16 protein-coding genes are annotated in these 16,568 nt (G+C 65.8%); 3 read left to right on the top strand and 13 right to left on the bottom strand.

The annotated features are described in order from the left end of the window. Positions 1–164 precede the first annotated feature (164 nt). On the top strand, positions 165–1,322 hold the full coding sequence (locus tag ACQR1H_RS21755) for an NAD(P)/FAD-dependent oxidoreductase (RefSeq protein ID WP_316237183.1): 1,158 nt from the start codon (positions 165–167) through the stop codon (positions 1,320–1,322). A 13-nt stretch (positions 1,323–1,335) separates the two neighbouring features. On the opposite strand, the gene rnhA is transcribed toward ACQR1H_RS21755, so the two are convergent. The 3 genes from rnhA to ispH all read right to left on the bottom strand — a co-directional run bounded on the left by rnhA (position 1,336) and on the right by ispH (position 3,887). Further along, the gene (rnhA, locus tag ACQR1H_RS21750; protein WP_315736125.1) at positions 1,336–1,800 is read right to left on the bottom strand and encodes a ribonuclease HI; all 465 of its coding nucleotides are present in this window, start codon (positions 1,798–1,800) and stop codon (positions 1,336–1,338) included. After that, positions 1,797–2,771 carry a homoserine kinase gene (locus ACQR1H_RS21745; protein ID WP_434908170.1) on the bottom strand — a complete coding sequence of 325 codons (975 nt, stop codon included), beginning with the start codon at positions 2,769–2,771 and terminating at the stop codon, positions 1,797–1,799. Before ACQR1H_RS21745 ends, rnhA begins: the two co-directional genes overlap by 4 nt. 147 nt (positions 2,772–2,918) lie before the next feature. Continuing rightward, the gene (gene ispH, locus ACQR1H_RS21740) at positions 2,919–3,887 is read right to left on the bottom strand and encodes a 4-hydroxy-3-methylbut-2-enyl diphosphate reductase (protein WP_315804620.1); all 969 of its coding nucleotides are present in this window, start codon (positions 3,885–3,887) and stop codon (positions 2,919–2,921) included. Positions 3,888–4,155: 268 nt separating this feature from the next. Here ispH and ACQR1H_RS21735 point away from each other — a divergent pair, with 268 nt between their 5' ends. Next, positions 4,156–4,851 carry a DUF1013 domain-containing protein gene (locus tag ACQR1H_RS21735; protein WP_315804621.1) on the top strand — a complete coding sequence of 232 codons (696 nt, stop codon included), beginning with the start codon at positions 4,156–4,158 and terminating at the stop codon, positions 4,849–4,851. 299 nt (positions 4,852–5,150) lie between these two features. On the opposite strand, the gene ACQR1H_RS21730 is transcribed toward ACQR1H_RS21735, so the two are convergent. The 6 genes from ACQR1H_RS21730 to ACQR1H_RS21705 all read right to left on the bottom strand — a co-directional run bounded on the left by ACQR1H_RS21730 (position 5,151) and on the right by ACQR1H_RS21705 (position 11,235). Continuing rightward, on the bottom strand, positions 5,151–5,882 hold the full coding sequence (locus ACQR1H_RS21730; RefSeq protein ID WP_315804622.1) for an OmpW/AlkL family protein: 732 nt from the start codon (positions 5,880–5,882) through the stop codon (positions 5,151–5,153). Between the two features lie 183 nt (positions 5,883–6,065). Continuing rightward, positions 6,066–6,338: a hypothetical protein gene (locus tag ACQR1H_RS21725; protein ID WP_315804623.1), complete on the bottom strand. Its 273-nt coding sequence runs from the start codon at positions 6,336–6,338 to the stop codon at positions 6,066–6,068. 350 nt (positions 6,339–6,688) lie between these two features. Further along, the gene (locus tag ACQR1H_RS21720; RefSeq protein WP_316218049.1) at positions 6,689–8,593 is read right to left on the bottom strand and encodes a propionyl-CoA synthetase; all 1,905 of its coding nucleotides are present in this window, start codon (positions 8,591–8,593) and stop codon (positions 6,689–6,691) included. 122 nt (positions 8,594–8,715) lie between these two features. Beyond that, complete coding sequence (locus ACQR1H_RS21715) at positions 8,716–10,098, bottom strand: tetratricopeptide repeat protein (RefSeq protein WP_434874314.1); 1,383 nt, start codon at positions 10,096–10,098, stop codon at positions 8,716–8,718. Positions 10,099–10,196: 98 nt separating this feature from the next. After that, on the bottom strand, positions 10,197–10,946 hold the full coding sequence (locus tag ACQR1H_RS21710) for a tetratricopeptide repeat protein (RefSeq protein WP_315804685.1): 750 nt from the start codon (positions 10,944–10,946) through the stop codon (positions 10,197–10,199). Between the two features lie 118 nt (positions 10,947–11,064). Further along, positions 11,065–11,235, bottom strand: a complete 171-nt coding sequence (locus ACQR1H_RS21705; protein ID WP_315804626.1) for a hypothetical protein — start codon at positions 11,233–11,235, stop codon at positions 11,065–11,067. A 34-nt stretch (positions 11,236–11,269) separates the two neighbouring features. Here ACQR1H_RS21705 and ACQR1H_RS21700 point away from each other — a divergent pair, with 34 nt between their 5' ends. After that, positions 11,270–12,040, top strand: coding sequence for a hypothetical protein (locus tag ACQR1H_RS21700; RefSeq protein WP_315804627.1), 771 nt, complete (start codon positions 11,270–11,272; stop codon positions 12,038–12,040). A gap of 112 nt (positions 12,041–12,152) precedes the next feature. Here ACQR1H_RS21700 and ACQR1H_RS21695 read toward each other — a convergent pair whose 3' ends face one another. The 4 genes from ACQR1H_RS21695 to ACQR1H_RS21680 form a co-directional block, all read right to left on the bottom strand. Next, on the bottom strand, positions 12,153–12,953 hold the full coding sequence (locus tag ACQR1H_RS21695) for an SDR family NAD(P)-dependent oxidoreductase (protein WP_315804628.1): 801 nt from the start codon (positions 12,951–12,953) through the stop codon (positions 12,153–12,155). A gap of 23 nt (positions 12,954–12,976) precedes the next feature. Then, a complete protein-coding gene (locus ACQR1H_RS21690; RefSeq protein ID WP_315804629.1) occupies positions 12,977–13,351 on the bottom strand; it encodes a DUF1850 domain-containing protein in 375 nt (124 codons plus the stop codon). Further along, positions 13,348–15,441 (bottom strand): TRAP transporter permease, encoded by a 2,094-nt coding sequence (locus tag ACQR1H_RS21685; protein ID WP_434908227.1) that lies wholly within the window; start codon positions 15,439–15,441, stop codon positions 13,348–13,350. The genes ACQR1H_RS21690 and ACQR1H_RS21685 overlap by 4 nt, the downstream gene beginning before the upstream one ends. Positions 15,442–15,597: 156 nt before the next feature. Continuing rightward, positions 15,598–16,560: a TAXI family TRAP transporter solute-binding subunit gene (locus ACQR1H_RS21680; RefSeq protein ID WP_315804630.1), complete on the bottom strand. Its 963-nt coding sequence runs from the start codon at positions 16,558–16,560 to the stop codon at positions 15,598–15,600. Between the last annotated feature and the right edge of the window lie 8 nt (positions 16,561–16,568).

The raw sequence follows: 16,568 nt of genomic DNA, 5'->3' as shown, positions 1-16,568 counted from the left end.
GTCGCAGCGACAATCCTAGATGAACAAAAGCCGCTCGGACGCGTTGTAGGCCCCGGTTCATGGAACAAGGGGAGGCCAGCATCTTCAGCGAGCAGACCGAGCAACTGGCGCAGGAAGATGTCCGCAGCGCGCGACCGCCATGGGCGGCTGCACCTTCGTTTCCGATGGCCGCCGTCGTTTCAAACTTCCGTTGCGACATCCTGATCATTGGCGCCGGGATTACCGGCGCGATGATGGCCGAACGGCTGACCCGTCAAGGCCGCGACGTCGTCGTGATGGATCGCGAGAAGCCCTGCCGCGGCAGTACGGCTGCGAGCACGGCCATGCTGTTGTGGGAGATCGACCGGTCGCTGAGTGAGCTCTCGGTGATGATCGGCTTCGAACGCGCTGCGCGGTGCTATCAGGCGAGTCTGCGGGCGGTGAACGAATTGATGCGCCTGGTCGGCGAGCGCAACCTGCCTGGCGAACTGCGGCCGAGACAATCGCTCTACCTTGCGCGAGAAGACGATTCCCGCTCGCTGCGGGAAGAGCTGGAGCAACGCGTTCGGGCCGGGCTTCCCGGCGCATTCCTCGATCACCGAACCCTGCTCGAGCATTTCGGGTTTGCCCGCGCCGGGGCGATCCTGTCTCCCGGCGCGGCCGAAGCCGATCCGGTCAAGCTCGCAAGTGGTCTGCTGTCCCTCGCGCTGTCGCAGGGCGCGCGCCTGGTCCATGGTGATGCGGTGGCCTTTGACAGCGGCAAGGCGAGTGCCACGGTCGGCCTCGACAGTGGACATGAGATCGAAGCCCGTCACATCGTCCTGGCGACAGGATATGCAATGCCCGCGATCATCCAGCCGACGATCCATCGTGTCGCGTCGAGCTGGGCCGTCGCGACCAGGCCCCAGCCACAAAATCTCTGGCGAGACGACGTACTGATCTGGGAGAGCAGCGAAGACTATCACTATGGCCGGACCACGGCTGACGGGCGCATCATTTTCGGGGGAGAGGACGATGAGGACCTCATCGAGCCCGAAGCTCGCGACCGCGCCATTCCGGACAAGTCGCGGCGGCTCGCCGCAGAGCTCTCGGCGCTGTGGCCGCGCGCGATCGTCGATTTCGATTATCAGTGGTCCGGAACGTTTGATACGACCGATGACGGGCTGCCTCTGATCGGCCGCGTTCCGCGCGCTCCCAACATCTATGCGGCCTACGGATATGGCGGCAACGGGATCACCTTCAGCTATCTCGCCTCCGAGCTGATCGCTGCCTTGATCGAGGGCCGCAGCTCACCGCTCCTGGACGATTTTGCCATCGAGCGGAGTTCGCCCGGGCGTCCGTAGTGGTGCCGCGACGTCAGCCGCGCACGTTCTTCTGCATCCTGGCCATCGCCACGCCGTCGCGCGCCAATTGATCGGCGCGCTCGTTCTCGGCGTGCCCCGCATGGCCCTTGACCCAGTGCCAGTTGACCTTGTGCGGCTTCAGCGCGGCGTCGAGCCGCTGCCACAGCTCGGCGTTCTTGACCGGCTTCTTGTCGGCGGTCTTCCAGCCGTTGCGCTTCCAGCCGTGGATCCAGCCGGTGATGCCCTGCCGGACATATTGGCTGTCGGTGTAGAGCTCGACCTGGCACGATTTCTTCAGCGCCTCCAGCGCCGAGATCGCGGCCATCAGCTCCATGCGGTTGTTGGTGGTGTGCGGCTCGCCGCCCTTCAGCTCTTTTTCCTTGTCGCCGAAGCGCAGGATCGCGCCCCAGCCGCCCGGCCCCGGATTTCCCGAGCAGGCGCCGTCGGTGTAGATGCTGACGACCGGATGCTCGCTCATGCCGTGGCTCCGCCGATGCCGTAGTCGCGTACGCTGGCGACATTCTGGTGGAAGCGCAGCTTGCGGACATATTCGAGCGGATCCTTCGGCTTGACCAGCGCGCCCGCGGGCACGTTGAGCCAGTCCACCAGCCGCGTCAGCAGGAAGCGGATGGCGGCGCCGCGCGCCAGCAGCGGCAGCGCCTCCAGCTCGGCCTCGGACAGCGGCCGGACGCGGCCATAGGCGTTGAAGAAGGCGCGCGCCTTGGTGACGTTGAGCGAATGATCGGCCTCGAAGCACCAGGCGTTGAGACAGATCGCGACGTCATACGCCAGAATATCGTTGCAGGAGAACGGGAAGTCGATCAGCCCCGAGAGCTTGTCACCGAGGAAGAACACGTTGTCCGGAAACAGGTCGGCATGGATGACGCCCTCCGGCAGATCCGTCGGCCATGCGCGCGAGAGATGATCGAGCTCGGTCGACAGCAGCGCGGAGAGGCCGGCCTGCACCGTGTCGGCGCGGTCGCCCGCCTGGGCGAACAGCGAGCGCCAGCCGGACACCGAGAGCGGGTTCTTGCGCACCAGCGGAAAGTCGCGCCCGGCGAGGTGCATCTGCGCCAGCGCCGCACCGACCCCGGCGCAGTGGGTGACGTTCGGCTTGCGCGGCCACATGCCTTCCAGGAAGTTGATGATCGCCGCGGGCCGGCCGGACAGGCTCGAATACACCGCGCCGTCCCGATTGCGCGCCGGCTGCGGACAGCTCACGCCGCGCTCGGCCAGATGCGCCATCAGTCCCAGAAAATACGGCAGGTCGTCCACCGCCACGCGCTTCTCGTACAGCGTGAGGATGTAGGAGCCCTTGGTGGTGTGGAGCAGGAAGTTGGAGTTTTCGACCCCTTCGGCGATGCCCTTGTAGGACAGCAATTCGCCGATGTCGTAGGTCTTGAGGAAGTCCGCAAGCTCGTCGGCGGCGACGTCGGTATAGACCGCCATGCGCTATCCCAGTTGTCGAAGTTCGCCTGCCCCCGCCTCTCCGATGCGAACTTCATCACCGGACAGGCCCGTTGCGCCCTTCATCGCGCATGCGGGCGCCGGGTTCAAGGCCGAGAGGCCGCCGAGGGCGGAAAACAAGCGGCCGGCTTACTCGGCGGCCGCTTCCGGACGCAGCGAGCGCGGCAGCGGGAAGAACTCGTTCTCCTCGGCCGCCGACACCGTCTCGACATGCAGCACGTAGCGCTCGGCAAAGGCACCCATGATCTCCTCGACGATCACCTCCGGCGCCGAGGCACCGGCGGTGATGCCCAGGCTCTTGATGCCCTCGAAGCGCGCCCAGTCGATGTCCGAGGCACGCTGCGCCAGCACCGCAATCGGGCAGCCCTCGCGCTCGGCGACCTCGCGCAGGCGCTGCGAGTTCGACGAGTTCGGCGCACCGACCACGATCAGCGCGTCGACCACCGGGGCCACCTTCTTGACCGCCAGCTGGCGGTTGGTGGTGGCGTAGCAGATGTCCTCCTTGTGCGGGCCCGAGATGTTCGGGAACCGGCCCTTGAGGATCGCGACGATGTCCTTGGTGTCGTCGATCGACAGCGTGGTCTGGGTGACAAAGGCGAGGTTGTCCGGGTCCTTCGGGGTGAAGGTCGCCGCGTCCTCGGCGGTCTCGATCAGCGTCACGGCGCCGGCCGGAAGCTGGCCGACCGTGCCGACCACCTCCGGATGGTGCGAGTGGCCGATCAGCAGGATCTCGCGGCCGCGCTTGAAATGGATCGCGGCCTCACGGTGGACCTTGGTCACCAGCGGGCAGGTCGCGTCCAGGGAGAAGAAGTTCCGCGCCTGGGCCTCGGCGGGAACCGACTTCGGCACGCCATGCGCCGAAAAGACCACCGGTGCGTTGGTACTGTCGGGAATCTCCGCCAGCTCCTCGACGAAGATGGCGCCCTTGGTCTTCAGGCTGTCGACGACGTATTTGTTGTGTACGATCTCGTGGCGGACATAGACCGGGGCGCCATAGATGGCGAGCGCCCGTTCCACGGTGTCGATGGCGCGCACCACGCCGGCGCAGAAGCCGCGCGGCGAGCAAAGCACGATTTTGAGGTCTGGTTTGGCTGCCATGGGGCTGGTCTGAGCTGATCTGTGCGGGCTGGTTTCGGCGACCACGGACCCCCGGGCCGGCAAGCGGGGGCGGTCGATACGCGAAGAGCTTGGGTCTGACACTCGTTTGGGTAGGACTTGGGACTGCTTTCGAGCGCTGTCAAGGCCGTTTTCTCCAGGCCATTGCGCCCCGCCCCCGGGACGGCTTATATAGGGCCAATTCCCGTCATCGCCGATGACCACAGGTTTCGCCTCCCAGGGCCGGGGCGGAGCACAAAGGAGATTTGCCATGAGCAACGCCCCGCTGATGCCGAAGGCAACTGCCGTGTGGCTGGTCGACAATACTGCGTTGACCTTCGACCAGGTCGCCGATTTTACCAAGATGCACCCGCTCGAGGTGCGCGCCATCGCCGACGGGGACGCCGCCCAGGGCATCAAGGGCATGGATCCGATCTCGACCGGGCAGCTCACCCGCGAGGAGATCGAGAAGGCCGAGCGCGACCCGAACTACCGCCTGCGGTTGCAGGAGAGCAAGGTGGTGCTGCCGCCGCAGCCCAAGCGCAAGGGCCCCCGCTACACCCCGGTGTCGCGCCGCCACGAGCGCCCGAGCGCCATCCTCTGGCTGGTGCGGAACCATCCCGAGCTCAAGGACGCCCAGATCATGCGCCTGGTCGGCACCACCAAGACCACGATCGCCAGCGTGCGCGACCGCACCCATTGGAACGCGCAGACGCTGACGCCGATGGATCCGGTGACGCTCGGCCTGTGCTCGCAGATCGAGCTCGACTTCGAGGTCCAGCGCGCCGCCAAGGAAAAGCCGCTCGACGCCAATTACAGCGGCGCCACCCTGCTGCCGGCCTCCGAGACCACCCGCAAGGATGAGTACGAGCCGGCGGGCCGCGACGAGGACGATCTCAACGTCGACGCCGTGTTCGCCAAGCTCAAGACCATCGGCGGCAAGAAGCAGGACGAGGACGAAGAGTAGGACGCGCGGGCGTCCATCTCTATCGGCCATCAACAGCGCCTGCCACAATCATCGGTGTCGTCCCCGCGAACGCGGGGACCCATAACCACAGGCTTGCGGAACGGCCCAAGCCGGTCGTGGCTCAGCGCCTCGTCCTTCATTCCCGCCGCGGCGTATGGGTCCCGGCTCAAGGCCGGGACGACAGCGGTGGGGGAGGCGCGAGCTCCAGCCAAACTCAAAACTAGCCAGCAGCAATTCTCCCCCAAAAAAATGGCGCCGGGGATGCCGGCGCCATGCAGTCTTGGGAGGAACGCGACAAATCAGAACTTGTAGGTGACGCCGACGCCGACCAGCCACGGATCGATGTTGGCGCGGCCGGTGACCGGAATTGCGCCGTTGACGGTCGCCGAGTAGTTCGGCTGCAGCCACAGCTTCTTGACGTCGACGTTCAGGCCCCAGTGCCTGTCGAGCATGTAATCGAAGCCGAACTGGACCGCGGCGCCCCACTGGTTGGAGATGTGCAGGTTGGTGACGGCAAGGCCGTTCCAGACCTGGTTCGCGGCGCTCTGGTTGAAGAAGACCGTGTAGTTCACGCCCGCGCCGACATACGGCTTGAACGCGCCGAAATCGGTGAAGTGATATTGCAGGGTCAGCGTCGGCGGCAGCAGCCAGGCCTTGCCCATGTTGAGGCCGTCGAGCGAGCCGGTGCCGCCGATGGAATGCCGGGTGACGCCGAGAATCAGCTCGGCCGCGATGTTCCTGGTGAAGAAGTAGCTGATGTCGAGCTCGGGCACGACCGAGTTGGAGATCGACAGGCCGGAGTTCGGCGACGACAGGGCCGGCACGCCGGTCACGTTCACGGTGGAGCCGCCAGCATCCGGCAGCACACCCAGCGCGCGGACACGGAGCATCCACGGATTCCACGCCTCGACCACCGGCGCCTTGGTATAGACCGGCGCCGCCTGCAGGTCGGCTGCTTGCGCCGAGCCCATGGCTCCGCAGATCGCCGCCAGCACCAGCAGCGATGACGAGAGTTTCAAGATTCTGTTCATCGAGGTCCCCATAACCACCCTTGAGCAACGTTTGCGCGGGCACGGCCGCGCCTTGCGGTCACAGGTGTGGCAGGGACGCCATGGGCTTGGATTTGATCTCAATCAATCGGCATTGTTGCAGCGCCGATGTCACGCAACTGTTGCATCGAAGTCACGGGCCATGAGAGGCGCTTGCACTGGCGCTCAGGGCCGGTCGGGATGGTTCATCATGTATTCGCCGAGATCGCGCTGCCGGCGGTCGGCACGCGCCTCGGCGCGCTGCCGCTGCACGTCGCGATCCTTGCGGCAGGCGACATATTCGGCGGAGCCCGGCGCGACCTTGCCGCCGGCCTGACAGACCGCATCATCATCGTCATTGCCGAGCGCCACCGCAGGACCCTGGTTGCGCGAGGCGCAGGCCGAGAGCGAAAGCACGGCCATCAGCACCAGGGCCAGGCGGGCGGAGGTCTGTCGCATCGAACGTTCCATTCTCGTCAATCGGGCGGTCCGGCCCGTTGCTTGACGACAATGGGCGCCCGGGTCAAGCCCGAGGGCGCGGATGTCGACGCCTCATGATGCTCCAGGGCAGAGCCGTGTTCGAGTGCAACTTGTGCTCGTCACCCTGAGGAGCCCGCCAGAGGCGGGCGTCTCGAAGGCGAGGCCCCCACTGCAGCCTCATGGTTCGAGACGCGCCTGTCGGCGCTCCTCACCATGAGGGGCAAGCGACGGAGCGGCCGCTGCATACGGGACCATGAACACGCTGTTTGCGTGTTCATGGAGAGGCTTGAGAGTGACCCGCGCCGCCCGGTGACCTGAGCAGCGTGACGCTACACCCGGCTCTTCAGTGCCTCGCCGATTTCCTCGAGCACCTTGGGATCCTCGATCGTGGCCGGCATGCTCCATTGCTCGCCGTCGGCGATCTTCTTGATCGTGCCGCGCAGGATCTTGCCGGAGCGCGTCTTCGGCAGCCGGCCGACGGTGATGGCGAGCTTGAACGCGGCGACCGGTCCGAGCTTGTCGCGCACCAGCGCCACGATCTCCTTTTCGATCTGCGACGGGCTGCGCGAGACGCCGGCCTTGAGCACGATGAAGCCGCAGGGCACCTCGCCCTTGATCGCATCCTTGATGCCGAGCACGGCGCATTCCGCGACGTCGGGATGCGACGCCAATATCTCTTCCATGCCGCCGGTCGACAGCCTGTGGCCGGCGACATTGATGATGTCGTCGGTGCGGCCCATCACGAAGATATAGCCGTCCTCGTCCTTGTAGCCGGCATCGGAGGTCTTGTAGTAGCCGGGGAATTCGCTGAGATAGGATTCCTTGAAGCGCTCCTCCTGCTGCCACAAGGTCGGCAGGCAGCCCGGCGGCATCGGCAGCTTGATCACGATCGAGCCCATCGTGTTGGCGGGCACGGGCTTGGCGGCTTCGTCGACGATGTCGACCTGGTAGCCCGGCATAGGAACCGTCGGCGAGCCGTGCTTGACCGGCAATAGCCCGATGCCCACCGGATTGCCGGCGATGCACCAGCCGGTCTCGGTCTGCCACCAGTGGTCGATCACCGGCACCTTCAATTGCTGCTCGGCCCATTCCACCGTCGGCGGATCGGCGCGCTCGCCGGCCAGGAACAGGGTGCGGAAATGCGATAGATCATATTTGCGCAGGAAAGTGCCTTCCGGATCCTCCTTGCGGATGGCGCGGAATGCCGTGGGCGCGGTGAACAGAGCGACCGCCTTGTGATCGCTGATGACGCGCCAGAACGCGCCGGCATCGGGCGTTCCGACCGGCTTGCCCTCATACATCACCGAGGTCGCGCCATGGATCAGCGGGCCGTAGATGATGTAGCTGTGGCCGACCACCCAGCCGATGTCGGAGGCGCACCACCAGACCTCACCCGGCTTGATGCCGTAGAGATTCTCCATCGACCATTTCAGCGCGACGAGGTGCCCGCCATTGTCCCGCACCACGCCCTTCGGCTTGCCGGTCGTGCCGGACGTGTAGAGGATGTAGAGCGGATCGGTCGCCAGCACCGGCACGCATGGTGCCAGCTTGCCATTGGCGAGCGCGGATTTGCGCAGCGCCGCCCAGTCGTAGTCGCGGCCGGGCTTGAGCTCGCAGACATGCTCGGGACGCTGCAGGACGATGCAGGCCTTGGGCCTGTTGTCGGCGAGCTCGATCGCCTGGTCGAGCAGCGGCTTGTACTGCACGATGCGGCCGGGCTCGATGCCGCAGCTCGCCGACAGCACGAGCTTCGGCGTGGCGTCGTCGATGCGGGTGGCGAGCTCCTTGGCGGCGAAGCCGCCGAACACCACCGAATGCACCGCGCCGATGCGCGCGCAGGCGAGCATCGCCACCATGGCCTCCGGCACCATCGGCATATAGAGGATGACGCGGTCGCCCTTGGCCACGCCGAAATCCTGCATGATCGCGGCGAGCGTCTGCACCTCCTTCAGCATCTCGGCATAAGTGAGCTTCGTGACCGAGCCGGTGAGCGGCGAATCGTGGATCAGCGCCAGCTGATCGCCGCGGCCGGCGGCGACGTGACGGTCGAGCGCATTGTAGCAGGTGTTGACGACGGCCCCGGCAAACCAGCGGCCATAGGCGCCCATCGCGGGATCGAAGATGGTCTTGGCCGGCTCGATCCAGTCGATCGCGCGGGCGGCCTCGGCCCAGAACCCTTCCGGGTCCTGCAGCGACCGTGCATGGACCTCGTGATAGCGGCTCGCAGCGCTCATGACGTTTCCCCAAGATCTGTGTTTATTCCCGAGTATTGTCACGGGACAAAGCGACAGTTCAAGCCGTCATGAATTGATCCAGATCAGGCGCAACCTGGAGTCCGGTCACTTTCCCGGGCGGATCAATGCCCTGCGTCGCGCAGCATGTCCAAACGTCGCTGCAGGGCTAGACGAAGGTCGTAGCCGGGCTTGCCGAACCGGGCATTCCGTTCGGCGATGAAGTCACGCTGTGCGCTGCGCAGTTCGGCCGCAAGGCGACCACGGGACGATTTCAGCCGGCGAGCGTAGCTCTCGGCGATGCCGAGGTCCAGCACCGACAGCTGCGGGTCGGCACAGATGACCTTCTCGACCTCGCGCACGGCGGTGGTGCATTCGAACGACGGCCCGCTGCGCTCCGAAGGCGCATTCAACGGGCGCGGCGGCTCGGCGCCGAACGTCTTGATCTCGGCCAGCATGACGCGCCGGCCGGCGATGGCATTGTCGTTGCCGGGATCCAGCCGCAGCGCCGCCTCGTAATCCGCCAGCGCCTTGGCGCGTTCGCCCATCTTCTTGTACAGCACCGCACGGTTGTTGTAGGCGAGCGCGAAATTCGGATCGATCCGCAGCGCAGCGTCGTAGTCGCCGAGGGCCGCGCCGAGCTCGTTCTTGAACTGATGGGAATCGCCGCGATTGGTGAGGAAATTCGCCCGCTGCTCCATCCGGATCGCCTGGTCATAATCGGCGATCGCCTTGTCGTACTCCTTCATGGCGGCGTAGGTGAGGCCGCGATTGTCGTAATATTCCGACACCTTCGGATCGCGCCGGATCGCCTCGTCGTCATCGGCCAGCGCCTTGTCCATCTGGCCGAGCTTCTTGTAGGCGGCGGCACGGTTGGTGAAAGTGCGGGGACGTTCGGGGTCGAGCCGGATCGCCTCGTCATAGTCGCGCACCGCCTTCTCATTGTCGCCGCGCAGGTAGAAGGCGACGCCGCGGTCGGCATAGGCCTGCGCGAAGTCGCGCTTCAGGCGGATCGCCTGGTCATAGTCGGCCAGAGCGCGATCAAGACGGCGCTGCTCGGTATAGACAACGCCACGCAACTCATAGGCCTCGGCGTCATTCGGATCGAGCGAGATCGCCATGCTCAGATCGGCCGCCGCCTTGCCGGCATCGCCACCGGCCTCGCGCATCAGGTCGCCACGCAGCCGGTAGGCGCGCGCATTCTTGCCGTCGAGCGCGATGGCACGGTCGAGGTCCTTCAGGGCCTGGGTCATGCCGCCCGAGGTGCGGGCACGGGCGTCGGCGCGGGCGACCAGGGCGATGGATTGATCCTTGGGCGAACTCGATGCCTGCTCGATTGCGGTCGAGCAGGCGGCAATGAGTTCGGACGGTGGCGCCTTGCCGCCCAAAGCGCATTCGGGGTCCGCAGCGAATGCAGGCTGGGCCCCGAGGCCAAGGACGAGGCCGGCCGCAAGACGCAGCGCGAGGTAGGATGAGCGGGATGAAATCGAATGGATGAAAGCGTGCATCGGCGTGGGCTCGGAATTTCGACTGTTGCGGGTTGAGACGCTGATCTCCCCCGTTGTCGTCTCCGGCCGGAACCCGGTTCAAGCGGCCACGCCGATGATCAATAGCCGTCGACGCCGTTCAGCCGCCGCAGGCGGTCCTGCATCGCCTTCTTGAGATCGTAGCCGGGTCTGCCAAAGCCGGCGTTGCGCCGCGCGATGAACGCGTCCTGTTCGCGCTGCAGGGCGCGTGCCGCGGCGGGGCCGGCCGCCTCGCGAACGACGCGGGCCTGCGCGCCATCGATCTCGCGATCGAGATTGGCGAGCTCCGGATCGGCGCAGATCGCCTTTTCCACGGCGCGCCGCGCCGCGGCGCAATTGAAGCTCGGCCGGCCCGCGACGGCCATCTGCGCGCCCATGCGCTCGAGCTCCACTGCGAGCGCGTGATAGTTGCTGCGGGCGCTGGCGTGATCCGGATTGAGCCGCAGCGCCGCGGCGAAATCGGCCAGCGCCTTCGGACGGTCGCCCTTCTTGCGATGCAGTTCGCCGCGTGCATTGAAGATGCTGGCGAGCGTCGGGTTGAGCTGCAAGGTGACGCCGTAATCGGCGATGGCGCGATCGATCTCACCCCTGGTGATGAAGATCGAGGCGCGCGCGATCAGTGCGTTGATGCGATCGGCCCGGGCGGCCTTGGGATTGTCGATCACGGCGCCGCATTCGGTGAGCACCTTGTCGCCATCGCGCGCCTCCGAGGCCGCCATGCAGGCACCGGCATCCACCGCCGGCTCCTTGCCAGGCTCGGCCGCGCCGACCGCATGGGCCTGGGTCGAAGCCAGCCATCCGAGCGTGACCAGCGCGGCAAGGCGCAGCAGCCCATCCCGGCGACCGGCTGCAACCCATGAGGAGGCGGATGAGGTCAAGGCAGATGGCTCTCTCAGGTGGTGGGCGATCCGGCACGGCGCGCGGGGCGTAACCGCCTCTGCGGCGACTTCAACTATACAGCGGCAGCAGCGGTGCGACAGTCCTTTCCTGCAGAAGGCAACCCTTGCGAATGGGGCTCGCGAGCTGATCGCGGCCCCCGGCTGAAATGCGCGTGATCGTGCCGCGCATTCCCTTCAAGATGTTGTGGATGCGCGCCCCGGCGACGTCCTCGATCGTCATTTGAACCTGTTGCGGTTCCCGCAGACACAACCGCATGACTATTCTGACCGACAATTCGCGCGCACGCGGCGTCGTTGCGTCCCCTGCGCGCTATTTCTATTTCAACATGGCTCTGGCCTGCATGGCCATTGCGATCATCGGCTTCGCGCCGACCTACTGGCTGCCACTGGCCCGCGGCTCATTCTCCGGCGCGCCCGTGATTCATTTCCATGGCTTCCTGTTCTTCACCTGGACCTTGTATTTCGCGCTGCAGAGCTGGCTTGCCGCATCCGGACGCACGGCGTGGCACCGCTCGCTCGGCATCTTCGGCGTATCGCTCGCCACGGCGATGACGATCTTTGGCTTCCTCGTTGCTATCGAGGCGATGAAGCGTTCCGCGGCGATGGGGCAGGCCAACGAGGGCATCGCCTTTGCCATCGTGCCGCTCAGCGGCATCGCCTTCTTTGCCGTGGTCTTTACGCTCGCGGTTGTCCATCTGCGCCGGCCGGAAACCCACAAGCGGCTGATGCTGCTCGCCGGCATCTCGCTGCTGGACGCCGCCGTGGCGCGCTGGTTCCTGACATTCCTGGCGCCCCCCGGTCCGCTCGGCCCGCCGCCGGTGTTCGTGACGATCCCGCCGGCCTTCGTCGCCTACCTGCTGCTCGTCGTCGCGATCATCCACGACCGCCGCACGTTCGGACGCGTCCACCCGGTCTACATCTATGGCGGACTCGCGCTGATCGCCGTGAAGCTGCTGAACTGGCCGATCAGCGTGACGTCGGCGTGGCACGCGATCGGCGGCAGCATGCTGGCAATGGCGCAATAATCGCGCAGTGTATCGCTCCTCGTCATTGCGAGGAGCCGCAGGCGACGAAGCAATCCAGAGTCCTTGCTCGGCCCTGGATTGCTTCGCTTCGCTCGCAATGACGCAGAGAGAATTAGCTCCTGCAGGTCAGCCCGCCATCGACCACAAGCATGGTGCCGGTGACATAGCGCGACTCGTCGGAGGCGAGGAACAAGGCGGCATTGGCGACGTCGAAGGCGTCGCCCATATGCCCCATCGGCACCTGCGCATCCCGCTTCTTCCACATCTCCTCGACATCGCCCTTGGCGTAGCTCGCGGCCAGCCCCGCGGAGTGCTCGACCATCGGCGTCTTCATCAGCCCGGGCAGGATCGCATTGACGCGGACGTGCTTCGGCGCGAACTCGACCGCGGTCGTGCGTGTCATCTGGTTCATCGCCGCCTTGCTGGCGCCATAGCTGACATAGGAAATGCCGACCTGGCGGATCGAGGCCACTGAGGAGATGTTGATGATGGAGCCGCCGCCCTGCCCGATCATCACCGGAATGACGTGCTTCATGGCGAGATAGGCGCTCTTCAGGTTGACCGCGAACACGCGGTCCCATTCCGCTTCATCGACATCGACCACGCTGCCCATCTCGGCAATGCCGACATTGTTGTCGAGCACGTCGATGCGGCCATAGGCGGCAACGCAAGCCTTCACCATCGCCTCGACCTCGACGGCCTTCGAGACATCGGCGGTGAACGCCTCGGCCTGCCCGCCTTCGCCTGAAATGATCGAGGCCGTCTCCGCGGCGGCGTCCTTGTTGCGGTCGACGCAGAACACCTTGGCGCCCTGCCGCGCAAAGGTCACGGCCGTGGCCTTGCCGTTGCCCCAGCCCGGCCCGATCGAGCCCGCACCGACCACCAGCGCCACCTTGCCCCTGAGACGATCCATCGCGTTCTCCCGTCGTTTGTTCGTTATTCGGTACAGGCGCTCATCGTGATCGTCGCGGCGCCGATGTCATGGCCGAAGATGTCCGACAGCGTCCGGCATTGCCCGTCCGCGCAGATGCGCCACTCGCCGGCCGCGCCGGAATTGGCGAGCACGATCCGCGACAGCGGACCCCGCTGGGCCTGCCATTGGAACCAGCCATCGACCAGCCGTGCCTCCGGCGGCGGCTCCATGCCGGCGCCGGAGCCCTTGACGCGGGCCTGCACCAGTTCGAGACCGTCAGGTGTGACGCGCCAGTCCTCCTGCCACGCGGTCTTCTCGACCGAGTGGGTCCAGGCCAAGGTGAAGCCGGCGAGGGCCAGCGCCTTCACCACCCCCGATGACGCGAGGCAGAGGCTCAAGCGGAGGCCGCCACGGCAGCCGGCGGCCGCTGCCGCCACTGCCACGCCACGATCACCACCGCCAGTGCAAATCCCAGCATGTCGCTGTAGGGAAATTCGCCGAGCAGGCAGACGGACGCGACAAACGCCAGCAGGCGCTCGACCAGGGTCATGCGCACGTACAGGAAGCCGATCGCCACCATGCCGAACAGGCCGATCGAGATCAGCGCCTTGACGGAAGCATACGCCACCGCGCCGATGAAGCCGAGTTGCGCCTCCATCGGGTCACCTGGCTGCAGCATCAGCGCGGGCGAGTAGACGAACAGAAACGGAATGACATAGCCGGCGAGCGCGATCCGCATCGCCTCCCACCCGATCTTGTCGGGATTCTCCTTGGCGATCGGGGCGGCCGCCAGCGCGGCCAGCGCGACCGGTGGTGAAAGGTCGGCCATGATGCCGTAGTAGAACGCGAACATGTGACTCGCGATCAGCGGCACGCCCAGCTTGGCGAGCGCGGGGGCTGCGAGCGCCGCGGTGATGATGTAGGTCGGGATGGTCGGGATGCCGGTGCCGAGCAGGATCGACAGCAGCATGGTCATGATCAGCGCCGCGAACAGGCTGGTCTTGCCGAGGCCGATCACCCAGCTGCCGAAGATCGAGCCGACGCCGGTCTGGGTCATCATGCCGATGATGACGCCGACGATGGCGCAGGCCATGCCGACGGTCAGCGCCGACTTCGCACTTTCCGCCAGAGAATCGCGGCAGGCGTGCAAGGTGCCCATGCCGCCGCGCACGAAGCCGGTGATGACGATGAGCGCGACGACGACGGAGGCGACGGGAATGATCTGCAGGCCATTGCGCGACAGCGCGCCGACGACGAGCGCGAGCCCGATCCAGAATACGTAGCGCAGCACCTGGTTGGAGAAGCCCATGGTGATCGAGGTGCCCAGGATCAGCGCCACCGTCAGCGCGAGTCCCATCGAGCCCGCATACAGCGGCGTGAAGCCCTCGAACAGCATGTAGACCAGCGCGGCGAGCGGCAGCACGAGATACCAGCGCGCCACCAGCGCCTTCCAGGCGCTCGGGATCTCCGACGTCTTCATGCCGGTCAGGCCGTGCTTGCCGGCCTCCAGGTGCACCATCCAGAACGCCGAGGCGAAATACAGGATCGCCGGGATCACGGCGGCCTTGACCACCACCGAGTAATCGACGCCCAGCGTCTCGGCCATGATGAAGGCGACCGCGCCCATCACGGGCGGCATGATCTGGCCGCCCATCGACGCGGTGGCTTCGACGCCGGCCGCAAAGGCGCGGCGGTAGCCGAACCGGATCATCAGCGGAATCGTGAACTGGCCGACGGTGACGACATTGGCGACGCCCGAGCCCGAGATCGTGCCCATCATGCCCGAGGCGAATACCGCGACCTTGGCCGGACCGCCGCGGGTGCGACCGAACAGGCCGAGCGAGACGTCGGTGAACAGCTGGATCATGCCGGCATGCTCGAGGAACGAGCCGAACAGGATGAACAGGAAGATGTAGGTCGCCGAGACGTAGATCGGCACGCCGTAGAAGCCCTCGGTGCCAAACGACAGATGCGTGACGATCTGATCGAAATCATAACCGCGATGGTTGAGCGGCGCCGGCAGATACTGGCCGAAGAACCAGTACAACAGGCAGGCGCCGCACATCAGCGGCAGCGCGAGTCCCATCAGCCGGCGCGTGCCCTCGAAGATCAGGACCGCCAGCAGGGTTCCGACCACGAGATCGACGCGGGTCGGATCGCCATCGCGCGCGATCAGGTCGGCGTAGAAGATCCACTGATAGAGGCCGCAGAGGAAACCGATGGCGCCGACGGTCCAGCCCGCGATCCGTCCCGCATCGGTCCTGGCGGTGAAGTTGCCGATCAGGCCGAAGGTGAGCAGCAGCAGGAAGCCGACATGGACGCCGCGCACGACCTGGCTCGGCAGATAGTTGAAGGCGGCGACATAAAGCTGGAATAGGGCGAACGCGAGACCGATGCCGTAGGCCAGATAGCCCCAGCGGCCGGGACCGAAGCCCTCCGGAAAGCCGTGCTCGAAATTGTCGAACTCGACCTTGACCGGCGTTTCCATGTTCACGGCTTCGATCGTCATGATCCCCCCAACGCGCCCATCAGGCGCTGCTGACCATGGCCGCAATCACCTGAACGACAAGACTGCGCGGAAGGTTTCCCGCGCAGCCGGTTGCGAATGACCCGGCCTGCAAGGCACGCCGGGCGAGCAGCGTCCTTATTTCAGGATGCCCTTTTCCTTGTAGTAGCGGATCGCGCCCGGGTGCAGCGGCACCGGGCTGTCCTGCGCCGCCGTCTCCAGCTTGATCTCCTTGCCGGCGGCGTGCGCATTGGCGAGCTCCGGCAGCGACTCGAAGATCAGCTTGGTCATCTGATAGGCGAGATCGTCTGATACCGCCGAGCTGGTGACGAGATAGTTGATCACGGCCGCGGTCGGCACGTCCTTGTCCTGGCCGGTATAGGTGTTGGCCGGGATGGTCGCCGCGACGAACGGGGGCCCGATCTTGTCGACGACCTCCTTCGGCACCGACACCACGGTGATCGGCGACGAGGTCGACAGATCCTTCAACGATGCGACGCCGAGGCCAGCCGACTGCAAGGTGGCGCCGAGCTGCCGGTTCTTCATCAGGTCGACGGATTCAGCGAAGGGCAGATACTCCACCTTGCCGAGATCCTTGTAGCTCATGCCGGCAGCGGCGAGGATCGCGCGCGAGTTGAGCTCGGTGCCGGACTTCGGCGCGCCGACCGACAGGCTCTTGCCCTTGAGGTCCGCCAGCGTCTTGATGCCGGATTCGGCCGTCGCGACGATCTGGATGTAGTTCGGATAGATCGCGCCGATGGTGCGCAGCTTGTCCAGCTTGGTCTTGAAACCGGCCTCCTCCTCGCCGTTCCAGGCGGCCTTCAGGGAGTCGCCGAGCGCGAAGGCGAGCTCGCCGCGTCCCTGCTGCAGCAGGATCAGGTTCTCGACCGAGGCCTTGGTCGCCTGCACCTGGGTTTTCACATTGGGGATCTTGTCGCCGTAGATCTTCCCGATGGCGACGCCGAGCGGATAGTAGACGCCCGACGTGCCGCCGGTGAGCACGTTGATGAAGCTCTGTGCCTGCGCCGCCGGCGCCGCGAGCATGCAGGCGGCCGCCAGAATGAAACCGGTTGCAGTGCCAGAGATTTTCGAGAAACGCATGGATCCTC

Source organism: Bradyrhizobium sp. HKCCYLRH2015 (assembly GCF_051168215.1).
In the GTDB taxonomy this organism is placed as follows: Bacteria; Pseudomonadota; Alphaproteobacteria; order Rhizobiales; family Xanthobacteraceae; genus Bradyrhizobium.
Note: the sequence above shows the minus strand (reverse complement) of the source record. Positions and strands in the feature narration are given on the sequence as shown.